The sequence below is a fragment of the Kitasatospora sp. NPDC032150 genome, assembly GCF_055579945.1.
Genome location: NZ_JBVIMH010000001.1, coordinates 139,166 through 159,394, shown reverse-complemented (window position 1 = coordinate 159,394; position 20,229 = coordinate 139,166). Strand labels below are relative to the sequence as shown.

Below are 20,229 nucleotides of genomic sequence, written 5' to 3'. Positions count from 1 at the left end.
TCCCTATGCCCGACCTTCCCCCGACTACCGACACCAAGGAACCCGGCCATGGACCTTGAGCACGACCTGAGCCGCATGCTCGAAGAGAGCGTGGTCGGCCTGTCCCCCCCTGTCTCCGCCATCCTCGACGAGGCGAACCGCCGGGGCCGCGGGCTGCGCCGGCGCCGCCGACTGCAGACCGCCGCCGCTGCCGTCGCGGTCGTCGCGCTGGCCGGTACCGGTGCCGCCTTCGGCCTGCGAGCGGGCCCCGGCCCGACCGGCTCCGGTCCCGCCACCGGCCCGGCCCCGGCCCGGGTCAGCGCATCACCCGCTCCGAGCAGCACCGACCCGCTTGTCACGGCCACCGACGCCGGGCTGTTCAAGGTGCTCACCGAGTTGTTGCCGCCCGGTACCTACGCGAAGTACGACGACCACCCGTTCGGCGAACCGCCGAAGGTCGGCGGTGTCTTCCAGGTGGACTACGAGTTCGACACCAGAGGACCGGTGACGGTCCGGGCCGAGTTGCTTCCCCCCGACGGGCGGCAGGTGACGGGTGAATGCCCGACCAACACCCCGGAGCACGACCATCGGCCGCCCGGGGCGGACCCGGTGAGCTGCAGGCCCCTCAGGTACGACGACGGCACCTTCGGGAGGGCCTGGGTCACCGGTGGTGATCCGCACGGCGTCTACAGCGAGATGGTGGCGCTCACCCGCCCGGACGGCAGCTACATCCTTCTCGAGATGATGAACGGGATCGAGACCATGCCCGACGAGCAGCCCCAGGGGGCCCCGCGAGCGAAGCCGCCGTTGACTCTCGACCAGCTCACCGCGCTGGCCCGCGATCCGCACTGGAAACTGCACCTCCCGCACTCCACCGAGGACGCGGGCGCCGCTCTGGTGCGGGGCGTCCGGGCCACCGCCACACCCGATCACACCTGACACACCGAAAGGCCCGGCGGCCAAAGCCGCCGGGCCCTCACCCGGTCACCGTGTCGGCGTCAGCCGGTCTGGACCGAGGTGTCGTCGATCACGAAGCTCGTCTGCAGCGAGGAGTCCTCGGTGCCGGTGAACTTCAGAGTGACCGTCTGGCCCGCGTAGGCCGAGAGGTCGAAGGTGCGCTGCTGGTAGCCGGCGGCGGCGTCCACGTTGCTGTAGGTCTTCAGCGTGGTGCCGTTCACCTGCACGGCGAGCTTGTCGTACGCGGTCGAGCCGGACTCCGCCGTGTCGATGTGCAGCCAGAAGCTGAGGGTGGCCTTGCAGCCCGCCGGGATGGTCACGGTCTGCGAGAGGCTGTCGGTGTGGCTGGAGCCGTAGCCGTCCAGCCAGGCCTTGTACGAGCCGCTGTGGGCGGCCTCGCCCGAGCTGTTGTCGACCACGCCGCTGGAGGCGGTCCAGGACGAACCGCCGCTCTCGAAGCCGGGGTTGGCGAGCAGCTGGGCCGGGGTGCAGCCGCCGCCACCACCGCTGCTGACCGTCCAGCTGAAGCTGGCCGAACCGCTCTTGCCCGAGGAGTCCTTGGCGGTCACGGTCACGTTGTAGGTGCCCGCGGCCGTCGCGGTACCGGTGATCAGACCGCTGGAGCTGATCGACAGGCCGGTCGGCAGGCCGGTGGCCGAGTAGGTCAGCGCGCCGGTGCCGCCGGTGGCCTTGACCTGCAGGTTGACCGAGGCGTTCAGCGCGGTGCTCTGGTTGCCCGGGCTGGTGACGGCGACTCCGCCGCTCGGCAGCGAGCCCACGTTGACCCCGGCCCAGGCGGTGGCGACCTGGTTGTACTCGGTGCTGCCGGCGCCGTACAGGTCGGTGGCCGCGCTGAGAGTGGCGGTGCGGGCGGCCGCGTAGTCGGTGGTGGAGGTCATGTAGGTGGTCAGCGCCCGGTACCAGATCGCCGCCGCCTTGTCCCGGCCGATGCCGGTGACGGTGATGTTGTTCACCGTCGGGGAGTTGTAGCTGACGCCGTTGATCACCTTGGCGCCACTGCCCTCGGCCAGCAGGTAGAAGAAGTGGTTGGCGATGCCGGACGAGTAGTGCACGTCCAGGTTGCCCACGCCCGAGTACCAGGAGTCGGCCGACTGCCCGTCCTTGGAGGGCTTGTCCATGTAGCGGAGCGGCGTGCCGTCGCCGTTGATGTTGATCAGCTCGCCGATCAGGTAGTCCGGGGTGTCCGAGGGCAGGTTGGCGTAGAACTCCACCATCGTGCCCATGATGTCCGAGGTGGCCTCGTTCAGACCGCCGGACTCGCCCGAGTAGTTGAGGTTCGCGGTGGCCGCGGTGACGCCGTGGCTCATCTCGTGGCCGGCCACGTCGATCTCGGTCAGCGGGTGGGTGTCGCCGGTGCCGTCGCCGTAGGTCATGCAGAAGCAGCTGTCGTCCCAGAACGCGTTGACGTAGCCGGTGTCGTAGTGCACCCGGCTGTAGGCGCCGACGCCGTCGTTGCGGATGCCGTTGCGGCCGAAGGTGTGCTTGTAGAAGTCCCACGTCGCGGCCACACCGTAGTGGGCGTCGACGGCGGCCGACTCCCTGTTGCCGACCTGGCCGTTGCCCCAGGCGTCGGTGGACTTGGTGAACAGCGTGCCGTTGCCGGAGGTGCCGTTGTTCATGTCGGTGGTGTACATCCCACCACGGGTGTTGTCCTTCATCTGGTACGTCGAACCCGACAGCGTGGTGCCGATGTTGACGTTGCCGACGAAGACGCCCTGGCCGGTGCCGGTCTCGATGCCCTCGACCTTGGAGAGCACCTCGCCGGTCGTGGCGTCCGTGACCACGTGCAGCCGGCTCGGGGTGCCGTCCTTCTGCTTGCCGGTGACCACCGTCTCCCAGGCCAGCTTCGGGGTGCCCTTGGCGGCGAAGACCACCAGGCGGGGCGCGGTCTCGACCTTCGAGCCGGCCTCCGTCGCGAGGGCTGCGGCCTGCGCCTTGGGCGCGGCCAGCTTGGGGCTGGTGCTCAGGCCGTTAAGCGAGGCGGTGGAGGCGCGGTCCACACCCTTGGTCACCCCGGTCGCCGTCTGGTGCACGACCAGGTCACCGCCGAGCACCGGAAGTCCGCCGTAGCTGCGCTCGTAGCGGGTGTGCCGGGTGCCGTCGGCGTCCCGCATCGCGTCCTTGACCACCAGCTTCTCCTGGCTGCCGAGACCCAGCGACTGCGCCGTCGCTGCGACGGTCCGGTTCGCGTCGGCGATCAGCTGGGCCCGGTTGGTGGCCGCCTGCGGGACGGCACCACCGGCCGAGGGACTCGGCGAGGCCTGGGCGATCACCGGAATTCCGGTGACCAGCAGGGCTGTTGTGGCCGCGAGTGCGGCCAGGCTCACCCGGGCGTGCCTGTAACGGGACATGCGGACTCCTTATCCGACCGGTCGCGGGGTCACGAACGGTGGAGAGAAACCTGGCCGCAGGGTTGCGGCGCAGTGGGGGCCCCACCGTGGTTCGCGGCAGGGTGCGTTGCAGTGAGGGGCGCGGTTCAGGAGATGGAGCCGATGGCTCTGTGCCTGCGCTGGAACAGCCGCACCCGGAGGGGTGGGGGACCCTCCTCATCTGCAGCCGGGGGAATCGTGGCAGCAAAGGCGCCACCGGTGACAGATGCATGCCAGCAATTGGCCAATAACCACCCCCGACACCACAAAGCCGAGGCGGTGTCAACTCAGGCTTGACCAACGCTATTTCTGCATATGAATGTCATAACGCCAGCACATTGCCCGACCACAACACGAGCTGCGCGCGTAGACCCGGCCAGCGGGCCGCGGCAGCGCCGGCGAACCTGTCGTTGTCACCCCTTGAGGCGGCACAGGGTTCGTTTTCGGCCAGATGCGGCAGAGGCCCCGCCGGGTCGGCGGGGCCTCTGGGTCCGGCGGTGCGCCGGCTCCGGACGGGGTCAGCTCTGCACGAAGACCGCGACCGTCCGGGCGGGCACCGTGAAGGTACCGGTCGCCGGATCGAAGGCGGACCGCTTGACCACCTGGTCAACTCCGGCCGCCTGTACGGGATGCAACCGCTGCCCGGTTCCGGCCAGCGCGGAGACGGTCTGCTTCTGGTCGGTCGGCGTGGCGTTGAAGACCACCGTGATGCCCTTCTCCGCGCCGCTCAGCCCGGCCCCGTCCAGGTGCATGGTGATCACACCGGGCGCCTCGCCCGCGGTACCGGAGAGCGGGAAGGACAGCCTGCGCTGCACCTGGGCCCCGCTCGCCAGCGCGAACAGCGGCGAGGACTGCCTGATCCGCAGGAACTGCTGGTACAGCGCGCTGCTCGCCGTCATCTCGGCGCAGCCGACCGTCAGCCTCGGATCGGCCAGCAGCGCCTTGGCGGCGGGCCACATCGACTTGTTGTCCGCGGCCATCGGCAGGCCGCGCCCCCAGCCGTTGCCCTGCTTGCAGTCCCACGAGATCGAGTTGAACCAGTCACCGGAGTCGTACGAGTTGGAATCCAGCGACTTGGACCGCAGCAGGTCGCTGCCGGCCTGCGCGAAGCCCGGGCCCTGGGCCAGCGCGGTGAGCGAGAGGCCGAGCGCCTGCATCCTGGCCCGGTCGGCGGGCGAGGTGGTGACGGGCAGCTTGTAGGCGAGCGCGTCGAACAGGTCGGTGTTGTCGTGCGCGTCCAGGTACTCGACCGCCTCGCCCGGGTTGGCGGCGTAGCCGGTCGGCGAACCGTTGTAGTCGACTCCCGCGCCGGTGACGGGCTTTCCCGAACTGTCGGTGAAGGAGTAGCCGGCCAGGTTCCCGGTCAGGCCGACCTTGATCTGGTCCATCTGGTGCAGCAGCCGGGCCTTCTGCTCCTCCGGGGTGCCGCCCGCCGCCGAACCGTTCGGGTCGGTGAACAGCCCGGAGGCGAAGCCCTGCTGGGGCGCGGAGGAGAGCATGAAGTTGCCCCCGCGCCCGGCGTCGCGGATCCGGTCGTTGAACGTGGCGATGCCGGTTCCCGCCATGTTCTGCTGAGTGGCCTGCACGAAGCGGGAGTTGTCGGCGACGGTCCCGAAGTTCCAGCCCTCGCCGTAGAGGAAGACGTCCTTCCCCTCCACTCCGTCCTTGGCCCTGGTCAGCGAGCGCAGTGCCGACTGCACGTCCAGCATGGTGGACTTGGGGTCCAGACCCATCAGGTCGAACCGGAAGCCGTCCACCCGGTACTGCTTGGCCCACAGCATCACCGAGTCGACCACCAGCTTGTTCATCATGGCGTGCTCGGGGGCGGTGTCGGCGCAGCAACTGTCCGCCGTCACCTTCCCGTTGGCGTCGAGCCGCTGGTAGTAGCCGGGCACCACCTTGTCCAGCACCGAGTGGTCGGCCTGTCCGGCGGCCGCGGTGTGGTTGTAGACCACGTCCAGCACCACCCGCAGGCCCGCCTGGTGCATCGCCTGCACCATCTGACGGAACTGCACGGTCCGCGCCGTCCCACCTGGATCGGTGGCGTACGAGCCCTCGGGGACGTTGTAGTGCAGCGGGTCGTAGCCCCAGTTGTAGGCGTCGCCGGCCTGCACGGCCGCCACGCACTCCTGCTGCTTCTCGCTGTCCGGCGGCAGCGACTTGAGGTCGCAGGCGGGCAGCTTCTGGTCGGCGCGGTTCTCCGGGATGGTGGCGATGTCGAAGGTCGGCAGCAGGTGGATGGTGGTGATGCCGGCCTTGGCCAGCTCGCGCAGGTGCTTCATACCGGCCGACTGCGACTCGGTGAAGGCCAGGTAGGTGCCGCGCTCGGCCGCCGGCACGGTGGTGTCGGCCACCGAGAAGTCGCGGACCTGCAGCTCCTGGATCTGCTGCTTGACCGCCGGGATCCCGGCCGGGTTGCGGTGCTGGTCCCAGCCCTTCGGCTTGTTGCGCCCGGCCGCCAGATCGGTGACCAGGCTGCGCCTGGAGTCGGTGGAGAGCGCCACCGAGTACGGGTCGGTGACGGTGTTGGTCACCCGCTGCTGGACGCTCGGTGCCCACACCGCGACCTGGTACAGGTAGTACTTCCCGTCCAGTTCACGGGTACTGCGGCTGAGCGACCAGATCCCGCTCGCCTCGTCCCGCCGCAGCGGTACGGTCTTCGGCGTACCGCCACTCGCCCGGTCGAAGAGCTGGACCGAGACCTGGGTCGCGGTCGGCGCCCAGACCGAGAGGGTGACCTTGCCGTCCCGGTAGACCGGTCCGAGCTCGGCCTTGGCGGCCTTCGCCCCGTACAGATCGTCCAGCACGCCCGGGAGTTGCACCCCGGTGGCGGCCGACAGCGCTCCGTTCGGCAGGTGTTCGGTGAACGCCGTCTGGGCGCGCAGCGCGGCGGTGATCCGGCCCGCGTCCCGGGCGTCCACCGTGAAGGCCCGGCACCCGGCCAGATGCGGGTACTTGGCCTTCTGGGCGTCGGTGAGCGTGCCGGGGTTGAGCCGGATCCAGTGGCCCGGCTCGTCGAGCACGCCCTTGTCGATCCGCAGGCCGCCCTCGGGGTCGTAGATCAGCTGGGCACTGGTCCCGCCGGCCAACTGGCCGTCGCCGGCGCCGAAGCCGGCCGGAACCACCACGGTCCTGGCGTCGATCCACTGGGCCTTGGCGGAGCCGAGGTCCAACTGCGCCGCGTCGCCCGTGGACTGCGGCAGCAGATGGCCCTGCTGCCCGCCGAGGATCCACACCTCGCGGCCGCTGGTGGCGAAGTCCAACGACTGGTCGTCCGGCAGGTCCTTGTCGTTGCCGTTGTGCACGATGTAGCTGAGGCTGGTGGCCCCGGACGCCAGCGGCACCTCGAAGACGTCGCCGAAGGCGTCCCGGCGGGCGGGCTGCAACGGGCTGCCCCAGTCGGTGGGCTTGGCGGCGCCCGTCCAGTCGTGCAGGCCCCAGCCGTCGTAGTTGCCGTCCGCCCGGTGGTAGTGGATCACTGCGGTGTCGGCGGGCACGGTGTCCACCGGCCCGGGGTTGCTGGTCCGGACGGTGGGGTCGCCCTCCTTGAGCCAGACCTCACCGGTGCTGGAGAGGTCGATGTGCCGGTCGGCCTCGACGTCCTTGGTGCCGTTGTTCTCGACGATAAAGCCGAGGTCCGAGGCACCGCTCTTCAACTTGACGTAGGCGAAGGCCCCGTAGGCGTCCCGGCCGGTGAAGCCGTGCCCGGCGGGCCAGTCAGTGGCCTCGCCGTCGGCGAGGTCGCCCCAGGCGTAGAGGTTCCAGCCGTCGTAGTTCCCGTCCTTGCGCTGGTAGTGCACCACCGCGTACGGGCGCGAGGTCGCGCTCGGCACCGGCTTGGGGTCGGGGGTGCCGGTGGTGAAGCTCCCGGTGGCGGAGCGCAGTTGTCCGCTGGATGTCTGCACCACTGCCTTGTACCGCACCTCCGTCCCCGGCGCGACGGTGCCGAGGTCCTGGGTGACCTGGTACGTGCCGTTGTCGGCGGTGCCGAGCACCTGCCAGGGGCCGTTGCCGATCTGCGCGGCGAAGGAGACCCGGTTGAAGCCGCCGCCCGGCACCTCGGCGCCGACCGTGACCGTGCCGGTCGAGCCCTGGGCCGGCGTCCGCAGGGTGAGCTGGGGCGCCGCGGCCGTCCTCGCCAGCCTGCCCGCCGCCTCGTAGACGGTCGAGGACAGCGGCGGCACGGTGACGGTGATCCGGCGGTCCGCACCGCTGGTGGTCCTGGCGCCGGCCGTCGGGTAGATCCGGTCGAAGTCCATCCCCGCGGAGAAGGTGTCCAGGGTGACGGTCTTCGCCTCGGTCGAGTTGTTGACCGCGACGACGTACTCGACCTGCTGCCCGGCGTCGATCCGCGAGAAGGCGTACACCCCCGGGCCGTCGGCGGCGTACCGCTCGACCTGCGCGCCGTCGGCCAGCGCCGAGTTGGCCTTCCGCAGCTGCGCCAGCGCGGACACCTCCTGGTAGAGCGGCACGTCGCGGCCGTACCGGTCGGCCGGTCCGCTGCTGCCGCCGATCACGATGTCGCTGTTGTACGAGGCGACCTTGGAGGCGAACATGTCCTGCCGGGCGTCCTTGTCGCCGCCCGCGCCCGTCATGCCCTGCTCGTCGCCGTAGTAGACGACCGGCTGGCCGCGGGTCAGGAACATCAGCTGGTTGGCGAGCCGGTCCTTGGCGAGCAGCTCGTCCTGGCCCGCGCCCGGGTTGTCGCTCCGCAGGAAGGAGCCGAAGCGGCCCATGTCGTGGTTGCCGAGGAAGGTCGGCAGCTCGTACGCGTCGGTGTCGGCGGTGGTGTAGCGGTAGTCCTGCCCGTACACCGAGGAGAGCGCCTTGGCCGAGCCGTTCTGCGAGACGTAGCTCCGCGCGGCCTGCTGGAACGGGAAGTCCAGGGCGGCCTGCAGCTTGCCCTTGGTGACGTACGGCGCGGTGACCGAGGGGTCGCCGGAGTAGACCTCGCCGAACATGAAGAAGTTCTTGTCGCCCTGCTGGGCGGCGTACTGCTTGAGCGCGGGCGCCCAGTTCTGCCAGAAGGCCATGTCGACGTGCTTCACGGTGTCGATCCGGAAGCCGTCCACGCCGGTCTGCCTGACCCAGTTCTCGTAGATCTTCTTGAACCCCTCGACCACCTTGGGGTTCTGGGTGTCCAGGTCGTCCAGGCCGCTGAAGTCGCCCTCGGTGGCGGACTCCCCGGCGAAGGTCGAGTCGCCCCGGTTGTGGTAGAGCGACGGATCGTTCAGCCAGGCCGGGGACTTGGCCTTGGCATCGGCCGCGTTGCGGAAGACCGGGGTGTAGGGGAAGGAGGAGGCGGTGAGCTTCGGCCAGGGCGCGCCCGAGTCGGCCAGGGCGGTCTCGTCGACCGGGTTGCCGTCGGCGTCCAGGGTCGGATAGGCGCCGGTGGAGCGGTAGTCGTGCTTCCCCTCGGCGTAGTCGATGACGTCCGCGGTGTGGTTGGTGATGACGTCGAAGAAGACCTTGATGCCCCTGGCGTGCGCCTTGCGGATCAGCTCCGCCAGCTGGGCGTTGGTGCCGAAGTGCGGGTCGACCTGGGTGAAGTCGGTGATCCAGTAGCCGTGGTAGCCCGCCGAGGCGGCGTCTCCTGTGCCCTGGACCGGCTTGTTCTTGAAGATCGGGGCCAGCCAGATGGCGGTGGTGCCCAGGCCCTGGATGTAGTCGAGCTTGTCGATCACCCCCTTGAGGTCACCGCCGTGGAAGAAGCCCTTGTCCGTGGGATCGAGGCCGTTCTCCATCCTCGAGCCCGTGACACCGCCGGTGTCGTTGCCGGGGTCGCCGTTGGCGAATCGGTCCGGGAGCACGAAGTAGAACTGCTCGCGGGTCAGGTCGTGCCGCTTGGCCGTGGTGGCGAGGGCGGCGTCGGAGGGCGGGGCCGGCCGGGCGGCGGCGGCCACCGGGGCGGCCGAACCCAGCGTCGCGGCCACCAGCGAGGTCAGTAGCGGGGCGGCCAGCAGCGCGGCGGCTCTACCGGGTCTGCGGGCGAGGATGGTGCTCCGTGGGCGGCGAAGCGGTATTTCGGCCACTGCGGCTCTCCCTTGAGGCAGTTGGTCGTCATTGAGTGGCGTGGACGCTAGCGACTGCAAGGTCTTTCAGCAAGATCTTGTAAAACCTGCAAGAGATCTCTTGACCGAACCGTTGCTCACGGGCCAGAGTCACGGGTGCCCCGCTGTGCGCCGGCACCACGCGGGCCTGTGGGTGTGGGACAGGCAGGCCCCGCGTGCGGGGACGGTGGCCCGTCGCGCCTGACAGCCGACGGGCCTCCCCCGCCCCACTCCTCCCGTCCTCCCCGGAGCCTCCCCGCCCTGTTCCCCAGGGCCTCCCGGCCGACTCCCCCCGGGGCCTCTTCCGCTACCCGGGGGGCGGGTCACGGGGTCGTTCGAGTGCGAGTCACAATGGAGCCCATGCCCACCTCCGGTACCCATCCCCTACCCCCTCGGGGGGACAGCTGGTGAAGAATCCACTACCGCAGGATGAGCAGGCGACCACAGGACGTCTGGCAGACTTCTCGTCCATGGGGGAACCGACCGAGATCCGTACAGCCGGCGTCGAACACGCCGAGGCGGCCAGTGGTGCAGGTTCCGTCGACGGCGCGGTCCCTTCGATTCCCACGCCGGACGGAACCACCCGCGCCACCGAGACGCGAAGCGCCGCGCTCCGCCGCCGCATCCACGAGCAGCGCCGGAATCCGTCGCGCCCCCGGGTCTTCTTCGAGCTGGCGCTGATCGGCCTCAGCTACTGGATCTACTCCCTGGTCCGCAACGCCGTCCCCGAGCAGGAGACGGTCGCGCAGAAGCACGCGAGCTGGATCTGGCACTTCGAGCAGCACCTCGGCATCGCGGTCGAGCACTCGATCAACCACGCCGTGAACTCGGTCACCTGGCTCATCGTCGGGATGAACTACTACTACGCGACGCTGCACTTCATCATCACCATCGGTGTGCTGGTGTGGCTGTACCGCTCGCATCCGGGCCGCTACGCGGCGGCGCGGACCGTACTGTTCGTCACCACCGGTATCGCGCTGATCGGGTTCTACTTCTTCCCGCTGGCCCCGCCCCGGCTGATGGACGGCGGCGGCTTCATCGACACCGTCAAGGTGCACCAAACCTGGGGGTCGATGGCTTCCGGGGCCGGAGCCCACGTCTCCAACCAGTACGCGGCGATGCCCTCGATGCACATCGGCTGGTCGATGTGGTGCGGGCTGGCGATCTTCTTCCTGGCCAGGCCGCTCTGGGCCCGGCTGCTCGGCCTGCTCTATCCGCTGACCACGCTGCTGGTGATCATCTCGACCGCCAACCACTTCTGGATGGACGCGGTCTGCGGTGAGATCTGCCTGGCCGTCGGCTTCCTCGCCTCCCGGCTGATCTACCACCAGTGGGCCTACCGGCTCCCCCGTACGCCACACGAACCCGCACCCGACCAACCGGTCACCGTCCCCGCCCAGTGGACGGCACCGGTCGGTGCCTCGCGCGGCTGACGCGCGGACCTCGGACAGCAGACCGTCCGGGGGTGAGGGGGACTCCCCTCACCCCCGGACGGTTTCGCTCTCACGGGCCGTAGAACAGCTTCTCCACGACCGAGCGGGCCCGCCGCGTCGTACGCCGGTAGTCGTCGACCATCTCACCCGTGTGCCCCGAGCCGTAGCCGAGGTAGCGGGCGACTCCGGCCAGTTCGCGGCCGTCGACGGGGAAGCTGTCCCCCGCCCGGCCGCGGACCAGCATGACGGCGCCGCGCACCCGCGAGGCCAGCACCCAGGCCGCGTCGAGCACCGCCGCGTCCCGCCCGGCGACCAGCCCGGCCGCGGCCGCGGCCGCCAGCGCCTGCCGGGTCCGCGTGGTCCGCAGTTCCGGCAGCTCGTGCCCGTGCTGCAGCTGGAGCAGCTGCACCGTCCACTCCACGTCCGCCAGCCCGCCCCGCCCGATCTTGGTGTGGGTGGTCGGATCGGCACCGCGCGGCAGGCGTTCGGACTCGATCCTGGCCTTGATCCGCCGGATCTCCAGCAGGTCCTTCTCGGGTACGCCCGCCCCGGGGTAGCGCAGCGAGTCGATCAGCCGCTGGAAACTCGCCCCCAGCTCCAGGTCGCCCGCGACCGGCTCGGCCCGCAGCAGCGCCTGGCTCTCCCAGGCGTGCGACCAGCGCCGGTAGTAGGCCTCGTACGAGGCGAGGGTGCGCACCAGCGGACCGGTGCGGCCCTCGGGCCGCAGGTCGGCGTCGACCAGCAGCGGAGGCTCGGTGGAGGGGGCGGCGAGCAGGGTGCGCAGCCGGTGGCAGACGGCCTGGGCGGCCCGGGCGGCATCGTGCTCCAGGACGTCGAGCAGCGGGTCATGGACGAAGAGCACGTCCGCGTCGGAGCCGTAGCCGAGTTCGTGCCCGCCGAAGCGGCCCATGGCGATCACCGCCAACCGGGTGGGCAGCTCGCCGTGCTCGGCCTCCCACTCGGCGACGCAGGAGCGCAGCGCACCCTGCAGGGTGGCGGCGTTGAGCGCCGTCAGCGCCTCCCCGGTGGCGTCCACGGCCTCGCCCGGGTCGTCCGAGAACCGCCCGAGCACATCGGCGGCGGCGGTCCGGAACAGTTCCCGCCGCCGGACCGACCGGGCGGAGGCGACTCCGGCCTCGGCGTCGGCGGCCCGACCGACGGCGGCCAGCACCTCCGACTCCAGCGCGGCCCGTCCGCGCGGGACGAGCCCTTGCGGGTCGCCGAGCATGGCGACCGCCTCGGGGGCGCGCAGCAGCAGGTCGGGAGCGAGCCGCCCGGCGGAGAGCACCCGGGCGAGCTGCTCGGCCGCGCCGCTCTCGTCCCGCAACAGTCGCAGGTACCAGGGGGTGCGGCCGAGTGCGTCGGAGACCTGGCGGAAGTTGAGCAGTCCGGCGTCCGGGTCGGCGGAGTCGGCGAACCAGCCCAGCAGTACGGGCAGCAGGGTGCGCTGGATGGCGGCCTTGCGGCTGACCCCGGCGGCCAGCGCGGTGAGGTGGCGCAGCGCGGTGGCGGGGTCGGCGTAGCCGAGGGCGGCCAGCCGGGCCTTGGCGGCCTCGGGGCTGAGCCGGACGGCTTCGGCGGGCAGTTCGGCGACGGCGTCCAGCAGCGGCCGGTAGAACAGCTTCTCGTGCAGCCGGCGCACCTCGACCGTGTGGCGCTTCCACTCGCGCTGCAGCGCGGCGACCGGGTCGGCGCGGGTGTCGTCGTTGATCAGGTGGGCGAGTGAGCGGGCCAGCCGGCGCAGGTCGCGCTCGTCGGTGGGCATCAGATGGGTGCGGCGCAGCCGGTACAGCTGGATGCGGTGCTCCAGTGCGCGCAGGAACCGGTACGCGGCGTCCAGCGAGGCGGCGTCGGCCCGGCCGACGTAGCCGCCGGCGCTGAGGGCGGCCAGGGCCCCCAGGGTGTTGCCGCTGCGCAGGGTGTCGTCGGTGCGGCCGTGCACCAGCTGCAGCAGCTGGACGGCGAACTCCACGTCGCGCAGGCCGCCGGGGCCGAGCTTGAGCTGCCGGTCCAGTTCGGTGGCGGGGATGGAGTCGAGCACCCTGCGGCGCATCTGCTGGACGTCGGCGACGAAGTTCTCCCGCTCGGCGGCCTGCCAGACCAGCAGTGCGGTGGCCGCGGCGTAGGCGACGCCGAGTTCGGTGTCCCCGGCGACCGGGCGGGCCTTGAGCAGGGCCTGGAACTCCCAGGTCTTGGCCCAGCGCTGGTAGTAGGCGAGGTGGCTGGCCAGGGTGCGGACCAGCGGCCCGTTGCGGCCCTCGGGGCGGAGGTTGGCGTCCACCGGCCAGATGCTGCCCTCGCCGGTGGTGTCGGAGCACAGCCGCATCATCCGGGCGGCGAGCCTGGTGGCGGCCTGCAGCGCCCGGTGCTCGTCCACTCCCTCGTGGGGTTCGGCGACGAAGATCACGTCCACGTCGGAGACGTAGTTGAGCTCGCGGCCGCCGCACTTGCCCATCCCGATCACGGCGAGCCGGCAGGCCCGGGCGGCCTGAGGGTCCTCCTCGGCGGCGATGTCCAGCGCGGTCTGCAGGGTCGCCCCGGCCAGGTCGGCGAGTTCGGCGCTGGCCTGCGGCAGGTCGGTGGTGCGGCTGAGGTCGCGGGCGGCGATGGCGAGCAGGCAGCGGCGGTAGGCGGTGCGCAGGGCGTCTGCCCGGCCGGCGCCGTTCGCGGCACCGCTCCGCCAGACGCGGTCGGAGAGTTGGCGCAGGAAGTCCTGCGGGCCCGGATGGATGTCACGCAGCTCGAAGGTGACCAGCGCGTGCCAGTCGCGGGGGTGGCGGGCCAGGTGGTCGCCGAGCGCGGCGGAGGCGCCGAGTACGCCGAGCAGGCGGTCGCGCAGCGGCTTGGAGCCGGTGAGGGTGTCCCGCAGGGTGTGCCGCTCGGGCTCGTCCAGGGCCTCCAGCAGGCGGGCGAGGCCCAGCAGCGCGAGGTCGGGGTCGGGCGCGGCACCGAGTGCGTCCAGCAGTACCGGGTCGGCCGCCAGGCCGTTCAGGGCCGGCTCCGCGAGCAGCTTCACGGCCACCTCGGGATCGGTGAACCCCCGCCGCACCAGCCTGATCTCCAGGCGACTGCTCCGGCTCCCGGCCCGTCCTTCCACTGCCATCGCCCCTCCAGCTGCCGACCCTGCTGGAAGCGTACGTGTCCGGTGCCGACCGGGACAGGACCGCCATGCACCGGCCCCGCGGAGGGCTCCGGGCACCGCGTGGCCCGCGCTCCCCACGGGCTCGCCCACGGCGCGGTCAGTACGGCTGCACGCGCTCAGTACGGCTGCACCAGCACGTGGGCCGCACCCGGAGTGCCGACCTTGAGGAGCTCGTCCTCCTCCGGGGTGGTGGGGGTGCCGGTCTCCTGCTTGAGCACCGCACGCGACATGTTCTGCACCCACATGGCCCGCGGCCTCCGCCGCTCCTCCCAGGCGGCCAGCGCGACCGGCACCCCGTCCGCCGCGTCCAGCGACTGCGCGAGGACCAGCGCGTCCTCGACCGCCATCGCCGCCCCCTGCGCGAGGTGCGGGGTGGAGGCGTGCGCGGCGTCGCCGGCCAGCACCACCCGGCCGACGTGCCAAGGCGCGTCCACGGTCACCTGGGAGATCCGCGAGTACACCACGGCGCGCGGGTCGGTCACCTGGGCGAGTGCCTCGGCGACCGGTCCGCCGAAGCCGGCAAGCCGCTCGGCGAGCTGTTCGTGGGCGCGTTCCGGGTCCGGCCTGAAGCCCTCGGCCTCGGCGAACACCGCGCCCAGGTACATGAGTTCACCGGTGATCGGGGTTAGCAGCGCCTTCGCCGCCGGGTTGCCGGTGCTCATCACCACGCCCCGCACCTCGGGCTGCCGGGGCACGGTGACCCGCCAGTTGGCGAAGCCGGTGTACTCGGGCCGGAACCGCTCCCCGTACAGGCGGCGGCGCAGCGGCGAGCCGATGCCGTCGAAGCCGGCCACCAGGTCCCAGCGGCCCTTCGAGCCGTCGGAGAGGGTGACGTCCACGCCCGAGCCGTCGTCGGCCAGTTCGGTGATGGTGGTGCCGAAGCGGATCCGGGCACCCGCCTCGGCGGCGGCCCGGCCGAGCACTCCGGCGAGCGCGGGCCGCGGTATCCCGTTGTTCGCGGGGACACCGCCCATCCGGGGCTGCGGGATCCCGGCCAGGGTGTTCCCGGCCGGATCGCAGATGGTCAGCACCTCCCACTCGAAGCCAGCTTTGAGGCACTGCTCCAGCACACCGAGCTCCCGCATCACGTGCAGCGCGTTGGACGGCTGGACGATGCCGACGCCGAGCGCGTCCAACTCCGCCCGAAGCTCGGCGACTTCGACGGTGTGGCCGCGGCGGGCCAGCGCGATGGCGAGGCTGAGCCCGCCGATGCCGCCGCCGTGGACCAGGACACGCAGGGGTGATGCCATCTCGGGTGTCTCCTGGGGGCGTTGCAGAGGACCGGTCTGGGGGTCAGCCCGCCGGTACGGGCTCGGCCGGCAGGCTCATCAGGTGGTCGACCAGGGCCAGTAGCGCGTCCCGCCCGAACGACCGCTCCCGGACGTCGCCGATCAGCAGCGGGACGTGCGGGTCGAGGTCCAGCGCGTCGCGGACCTCGGCCGCGGTCCGGCTGTTCTGGCCGTGGAAGCAGTTGATCGCGACCACGAACGGGATGCCCCGGCTCTCGAAGAAGTCGATCGAGGCGAAACTGCTCTCCAGCCGACGGGTGTCGGCGATGACCACACCGCCGAGTGCGCCGTTGACCAGGTCGTTCCACATGAACCAGAAGCGCTCCTGGCCCGGGGTGCCGAAGAGGTAGACCACCAACTCCGAACTGACCGTGATCCGGCCGAAGTCCAGCGCGACGGTGGTGGTGTCCTTCTGGTCGATCCCGGCCAGGTCGTCCACGCCGATGCTGGCCCGGGTCAGGTACTCCTCGGTGCGCAGCGGCGCGACCTCGCTGACCGCGCCCACCAGGGTGGTCTTGCCGACGCCGAAACCCCCGGCGATCAGGATCTTGACGGCGGCAGGGGCCGCCTGACTGCTCGTCATATCGCTGTCATCCCACTGTCTCAGAGTCTCCGGAGTCCTTCACGGACGGCGGCCAGCAGGCCGAGGTCGGGGCCGCCCGCGGCCCGCGCCACCGACAGCGGGGCGCGGGCCAGCAACAGACCCTGGGCGACCAGGTCCGCCAGCAGGATCTTGGTCACCGACACCGGCAGGTCGAGCTCCGCGGCGACCTCGGCGACCGCGCTCGGGCGGTCGCAGAAGGTGAGGATCGCCCGGTGCTCGGGCTGGAGTGCACGCCGCCCGGGCCGTAACGGCACACCGTGCGCGTCCCTGGGGCCCTGCACGGTCGTCAGCACGGTGATCAGGCTGAAGTCGTCACGCTCGGGCGCGGTGCGGCCCCGGGTGATGGTGTACGGGCGGACCATGCTGCCCGCACTGTCCTCCTCGGCTTCCTCCTCCTCCCAGTACGGGTTCACCCGCGCTGCCCGCCTCGGGCGCCGAAGGCGTCGAACTCGCTCCGGACCGGGGTGCCGAGCTTCTGGCCGACCTGCTGCACCAGGTTGTGCATGGCCAGCGACATCACCTCGGCGTCCACCTCCTGCGAGGCGACCACGGCCAGGTGGGTGCCCTGCCCCGCGGCGATGATGAACAGCCAGAGGTCGGCGAGCTCCACGATCACCTGGTGCACCGGGCCGCCGTCGAAGAGCTGGCCGACACCCCGCGCCAGGCTCTGCTGCCCGGTCGCGACCGCGGCCAGCCGCTCGGCGTCGGAGCGGTCGATGGTGCGGGAGTGGCTCACCACCAGGCCGTCGTCGGAGAGCAGTACGGCGTTTCTGGTCCCGGCCACCGAGTCCAACAGGCCGTCGAGCAGCCAGTCGAGATCCTGGTGGGTGGCGGTAGTGCGAGTCATCTGATACCTCCGAGGAAACCCCTGGCTTCAGCCGGGGAGGATCGGAACTCCTGCAGGGCAGGTCAGGATGGCGTTCCGCCGCCAGGGCGGACTACCATCCCAGCTCCGATGCGTCACTTACTGCGATGGCTTGGTCGCGCTGGTGTGGAGTGGCAAGCTTCGGACCGGCCTACCGCCGGGCTGGCGGGAAGTCGGGTCTGTGGAGCTGATGTAAGACCGATGGGCGGTACACCGTCCCTTGCTGGTAGTCCAGGTCGGCAGTCGGCTGTGAAGCAGAAAGCCCGACCCGCGAGGGTTGGAATCCTCCGGCTTCAGGACTCCGTTGGGACCTTCAGCCGGAGGAGGATGTCAAGACCGGTCTTCCGTCGTAGGGATGGGGGAGACGTTCCAGGGCTCGATGGGCTGCGGCTCACCGGCCCCGGTCCGGTACTCCCACTCGGGGAGGATCGGCTGCTGCTGTCCGGGCGGTACGGCCTGCCCCGGCTGTGCCGTGCCCTCGCGGGCGGCCCGGGACCGCCGCTGGAACGCACCGATGGCGGCCCCGGCCCGTCGCGGGACCGGCCGGAGCAACGGGTTCTCGTCCCAGCGCGGCGGCTTCGGCGCGGCGGCCTGCGGCGCCGGGTTGACCCTGAGCTCGTCCACCAGGCTGGCCTGCCGGATCCGGCGCGGCAGCGGCGGCTCCGCGGAGGTGGTGCTCGGACCCGACGGGAGCATGGTGTCCCTCGGCCCGGGCCGCTCGTCCGCGGTGTCCACGGCGATGTCCGACTCGCGCCCGGCCGGCCGCTCCCGGACCTCGGCCGGCGACTGCCACGCCTGCGGCACGTCCTGCAGAGCGGCCTGCGGTGCCGCGTGCCAGGAGGGCTCGGGGACGGGGTGCACCTCGGCCAGGTGCCCGTCCGGGGCGTGCAGTTCGTACGAGCCGTACTCCTGGTGCGGCTCGTACGCCGGCTGGGCCCCGTAGACCTCGTGCTCCTCGTGCTGCCCGTGCTCCTCGTGCCCGCCGAACGCCCCGTGCTCCTCGTGTCCGCCGAACGCCCCGTGCTCCTCGTGTCCGCCGAACGCCCCGTGCATGCCATGACCGCCGTGCGACTCGTGCTCCTCGTGTCCGCCGAACGCCCCGTGCATGCCATGACCGCCGTGCGACTCGTACGTCTCGTCCATCGGACCCGGCTCCTGCGCCGGGCCGAAAGCGTCCGCCACGACCCGAAGCGGCTCCACCATCGGAACGGGCGGCTCGGCCGGCGGACCGGAGGGCTCCGTCGCCTCGGCGACCGGCTCGATCAGCGGACCGGAGGGCTCCATCGCCGGACCGACCGGCTCGATCAGCGGTGTGACCCCGGCCAGGGCCCGGCCGCGCTTGCGGGTCGGCAGCCCCTCGGTGGCCGGCTGCGGCACCGCGACCGGACGTGCCGGGCCGTCGGGGGCGATCAGCTCATCGGGGATCAGGACGACCGCCCTGGTACCGCCGAAGGCCGAGGGCCGGAACTCCACCCGCAGCCCGTGCTGGGCCGCGAGCCGGGCGATCACGAAGAAGCCGAGCCGGATGTCGTCGGCGCGGGCGAGCACGTCCGTCCGGGGCGGACGGCCCATCAGCTGGTTGGCCTCGGCGAGCTGCGCCTCGTCCATGCCCAGGCCGCGGTCCTCGACCTCGATCACCGTGCCCCGGCTGACCCGGGCGGCCCGGACCTCGACCGGGCTCGGCGGCCGGGAGAAGCTGAGCGCGTTCTCGATCAGCTCGGCCAGGATGTGCGCCACCGGGCCGACGGCACGCTCGGAGAGCCAGGGACTGCCGTCGACGTCCAGGATCACCCGGCGGTAGTCCTGCACCTCGCCCTGGGCCGAGCGCATCACGTCCAGCAGCGGGACGGGCTTGCGCCAGCGCCGGTGCGGGGTACCGCCGGCCAGGATGACCAGATTCTCCTCGTAGCGGCGCAGACGGGCGGTGAGGTGGTCGAGGTCGAAGAGGCCGTCCAGCACCTCCGGGTCCTCGTGCTTGCGCTCCAACTCGTCCAGCCTCTTGAGCTGTTGGCCGATCAGCAGCTGGGTGCGGCGGGCGATGCGCTGGAGCAGCCGCTCGAACCCGCGGTGCTGCTCGGCCTGCCGCACGGCCGCGGTGAGGGCGCTGGACCGGGCCAGGTTCAACGCCGCGCCGAGCTGGGCGAGTTCGTCGTTGACGCCGCTGCGGTCGTCCCGCGCGATACCGCGGGCCTCGGTCTCGACGTCGATCTGCTCGCCCTGACCGAGGCGCTCGACCACCTCCGGCAGCTTGTTCCCCAGCTCCTCGGCCTGCTCCTGGAGTTCACCGATCCGGTGGCGCAGCGTACGGGTGAGGCGCCAGGTGGTCAGGATCACCGCGATGACCGCGATCAGGCCGACCACGGCGGTGAGCACGACCCTGATCAGCAGGGACATGATCTCGTTCTTGCCGGTGGACACCACCGTGTCGGTACTGCGCTCCACCAGGTCGACCAGCTTGGGGTTCAGGTCGTCCATCGCCTGGCGCCACTTCTTCTGGTCCGCGGCGATCTGCTGCTGGCTGGCGCCGATCGGGACGGACCCGTTGCTGTCCGCCGCGGCGGGACGCAGCAGGTCCTTCTCCACCTCGGTCTTGGCCTGCCAGGCCGGACTTCCGATGATCTGCTTCGCCATCGCCTGCTCATTGGTCGGCAGGTAGGGCGCGACCTTGATGACGAACTGGAAGGACTGGTCGGAGATGGACTGCACCAGGCCCTGGTAGTCCTGCGCCCCCAGCTTCCCGGTGGGCCAGGCCTGGGCCAGCAGCGCATCCGAGCGGGAGATCATCTCCTTGGACCAGAACAGGTCGACCAGCGGCTGGGAGACCGTGGCGACCCTGCCGTTGTCCACATGGCTGAGCGTGGTGAAGAGCTTGAGGTCGACCGCGATCAGCTGGGTGTAGTAGCGGTACACCGCCGCCTGCTGCGCCTCGCCGCCCTGGTCCACCAGCAGGCGCTCGGCGGACAGCTGGGTCATCGCCCGCCGGGCCTCGGCGAGCGCGTCGCGCACCTCGGTGGGCGCGCCGTCGGTGGCGACCGAGGACAGCTCCTGGAAGGTGCGGATCGCGTCGTCGGTCTGCTTGCGCTGCTTGACCAGCGCGTCGGTGGCGCCTGCGCGGCCACTGAGGGCCTCGGCGCTGAGCCGCCGTTCCTCCTGCAGGTTGTAGTAGACGATGTTGGACGGCTGGCCCGCCTTCTGGGCCAGCAGCCCCTGGGCGGCCTGCCGTTGGAAGTCCAGCAGGGTCTGACCGCTGGTCACCGCCCAGAGGGCGGCCAGGGCCAAGCCGGGTACGACTGCTAGCACGAGCAGGGCCGTCCTGAGGGACATCCTGGTCGAGCGGATCCGCCGGTTCGCGCGCGTGCGCAGGGCATGCTCCTTGGAGACGGCACCAGTCGTTCACGACTGGTCAGATCTGGTAAGAACATTGACGGGTGGATACTAGTCATGTCCATAACTCCTGGGAAAACCCAGTCACTTATTGATCATCCATCATCTTCTGGCCATCTGTCAGTCAGATCCTGAG

General features: G+C 71.2%; 10 protein-coding genes. 2 read left to right on the top strand and 8 right to left on the bottom strand.

Annotated features, from left to right (window positions below):
- The first annotated feature begins 48 nt into the window (after positions 1-48).
- Positions 49-918 (top strand): hypothetical protein, encoded by an 870-nt coding sequence (locus tag ACZ5ON_RS00680; protein ID WP_465582876.1) that lies wholly within the window; start codon positions 49-51, stop codon positions 916-918.
- A gap of 59 nt (positions 919-977) precedes the next feature.
- Here ACZ5ON_RS00680 and ACZ5ON_RS00675 read toward each other — a convergent pair whose 3' ends face one another.
- Both ACZ5ON_RS00675 and pulA read right to left on the bottom strand, forming a co-directional pair.
- Entirely contained in the window at positions 978-3,308 is a 2,331-nt protein-coding gene (locus tag ACZ5ON_RS00675) for a M4 family metallopeptidase (RefSeq protein WP_465582872.1), read from the bottom strand.
- A 536-nt stretch (positions 3,309-3,844) separates the two neighbouring features.
- On the bottom strand, positions 3,845-9,358 hold the full coding sequence (gene pulA, locus ACZ5ON_RS00670; protein ID WP_465582869.1) for a pullulanase-type alpha-1,6-glucosidase: 5,514 nt from the start codon (positions 9,356-9,358) through the stop codon (positions 3,845-3,847).
- A 488-nt stretch (positions 9,359-9,846) separates the two neighbouring features.
- Here pulA and ACZ5ON_RS00665 point away from each other — a divergent pair, with 488 nt between their 5' ends.
- Positions 9,847-10,809: a phosphatase PAP2 family protein gene (locus tag ACZ5ON_RS00665; RefSeq protein WP_465582867.1), complete on the top strand. Its 963-nt coding sequence runs from the start codon at positions 9,847-9,849 to the stop codon at positions 10,807-10,809.
- A gap of 70 nt (positions 10,810-10,879) precedes the next feature.
- On the opposite strand, the gene ACZ5ON_RS00660 is transcribed toward ACZ5ON_RS00665, so the two are convergent.
- From ACZ5ON_RS00660 to ACZ5ON_RS00635, 6 genes are all read right to left on the bottom strand, one after another.
- Complete coding sequence (locus ACZ5ON_RS00660; RefSeq protein WP_465582865.1) at positions 10,880-13,912, bottom strand: bifunctional [glutamine synthetase] adenylyltransferase/[glutamine synthetase]-adenylyl-L-tyrosine phosphorylase; 3,033 nt, start codon at positions 13,910-13,912, stop codon at positions 10,880-10,882.
- A gap of 155 nt (positions 13,913-14,067) precedes the next feature.
- Positions 14,068-15,201: an FAD-dependent monooxygenase gene (locus tag ACZ5ON_RS00655; protein WP_465582860.1), complete on the bottom strand. Its 1,134-nt coding sequence runs from the start codon at positions 15,199-15,201 to the stop codon at positions 14,068-14,070.
- A gap of 43 nt (positions 15,202-15,244) precedes the next feature.
- A complete protein-coding gene (locus ACZ5ON_RS00650; protein WP_465582857.1) occupies positions 15,245-15,823 on the bottom strand; it encodes a GTP-binding protein in 579 nt (192 codons plus the stop codon).
- A 20-nt stretch (positions 15,824-15,843) separates the two neighbouring features.
- A complete protein-coding gene (locus ACZ5ON_RS00645; RefSeq protein WP_465583913.1) occupies positions 15,844-16,206 on the bottom strand; it encodes a DUF742 domain-containing protein in 363 nt (120 codons plus the stop codon).
- Positions 16,207-16,253: 47 nt separating this feature from the next.
- Positions 16,254-16,691 (bottom strand): roadblock/LC7 domain-containing protein, encoded by a 438-nt coding sequence (locus tag ACZ5ON_RS00640; protein WP_465582854.1) that lies wholly within the window; start codon positions 16,689-16,691, stop codon positions 16,254-16,256.
- A 348-nt stretch (positions 16,692-17,039) separates the two neighbouring features.
- Entirely contained in the window at positions 17,040-20,009 is a 2,970-nt protein-coding gene (locus tag ACZ5ON_RS00635; RefSeq protein WP_465582851.1) for a nitrate- and nitrite sensing domain-containing protein, read from the bottom strand.
- Between the last annotated feature and the right edge of the window lie 220 nt (positions 20,010-20,229).

Bases quoted from the DNA above. Each gene is read 5' to 3' on its own strand.
- ACZ5ON_RS00680 (WP_465582876.1), top strand. From the start codon at position 49: ATGGACCTTGAGCACGACCTGAGCCGCATGCTCGAAGAGAGCGTGGTC.
- ACZ5ON_RS00655 (WP_465582860.1), bottom strand. From the start codon at position 15,201: ATGGCATCACCCCTGCGTGTCCTGGTCCACGGCGGCGGCATCGGCGGG.
- ACZ5ON_RS00645 (WP_465583913.1), bottom strand. From the start codon at position 16,206: ATGGTCCGCCCGTACACCATCACCCGGGGCCGCACCGCGCCCGAGCGT.
- ACZ5ON_RS00640 (WP_465582854.1), bottom strand. From the start codon at position 16,691: ATGACTCGCACTACCGCCACCCACCAGGATCTCGACTGGCTGCTCGAC.
- ACZ5ON_RS00665 (WP_465582867.1), top strand. From the start codon at position 9,847: ATGGGGGAACCGACCGAGATCCGTACAGCCGGCGTCGAACACGCCGAG.
- ACZ5ON_RS00650 (WP_465582857.1), bottom strand. From the start codon at position 15,823: ATGACGAGCAGTCAGGCGGCCCCTGCCGCCGTCAAGATCCTGATCGCC.
- ACZ5ON_RS00675 (WP_465582872.1), bottom strand. From the start codon at position 3,308: ATGTCCCGTTACAGGCACGCCCGGGTGAGCCTGGCCGCACTCGCGGCC.
- ACZ5ON_RS00660 (WP_465582865.1), bottom strand. From the start codon at position 13,912: ATGGCAGTGGAAGGACGGGCCGGGAGCCGGAGCAGTCGCCTGGAGATC.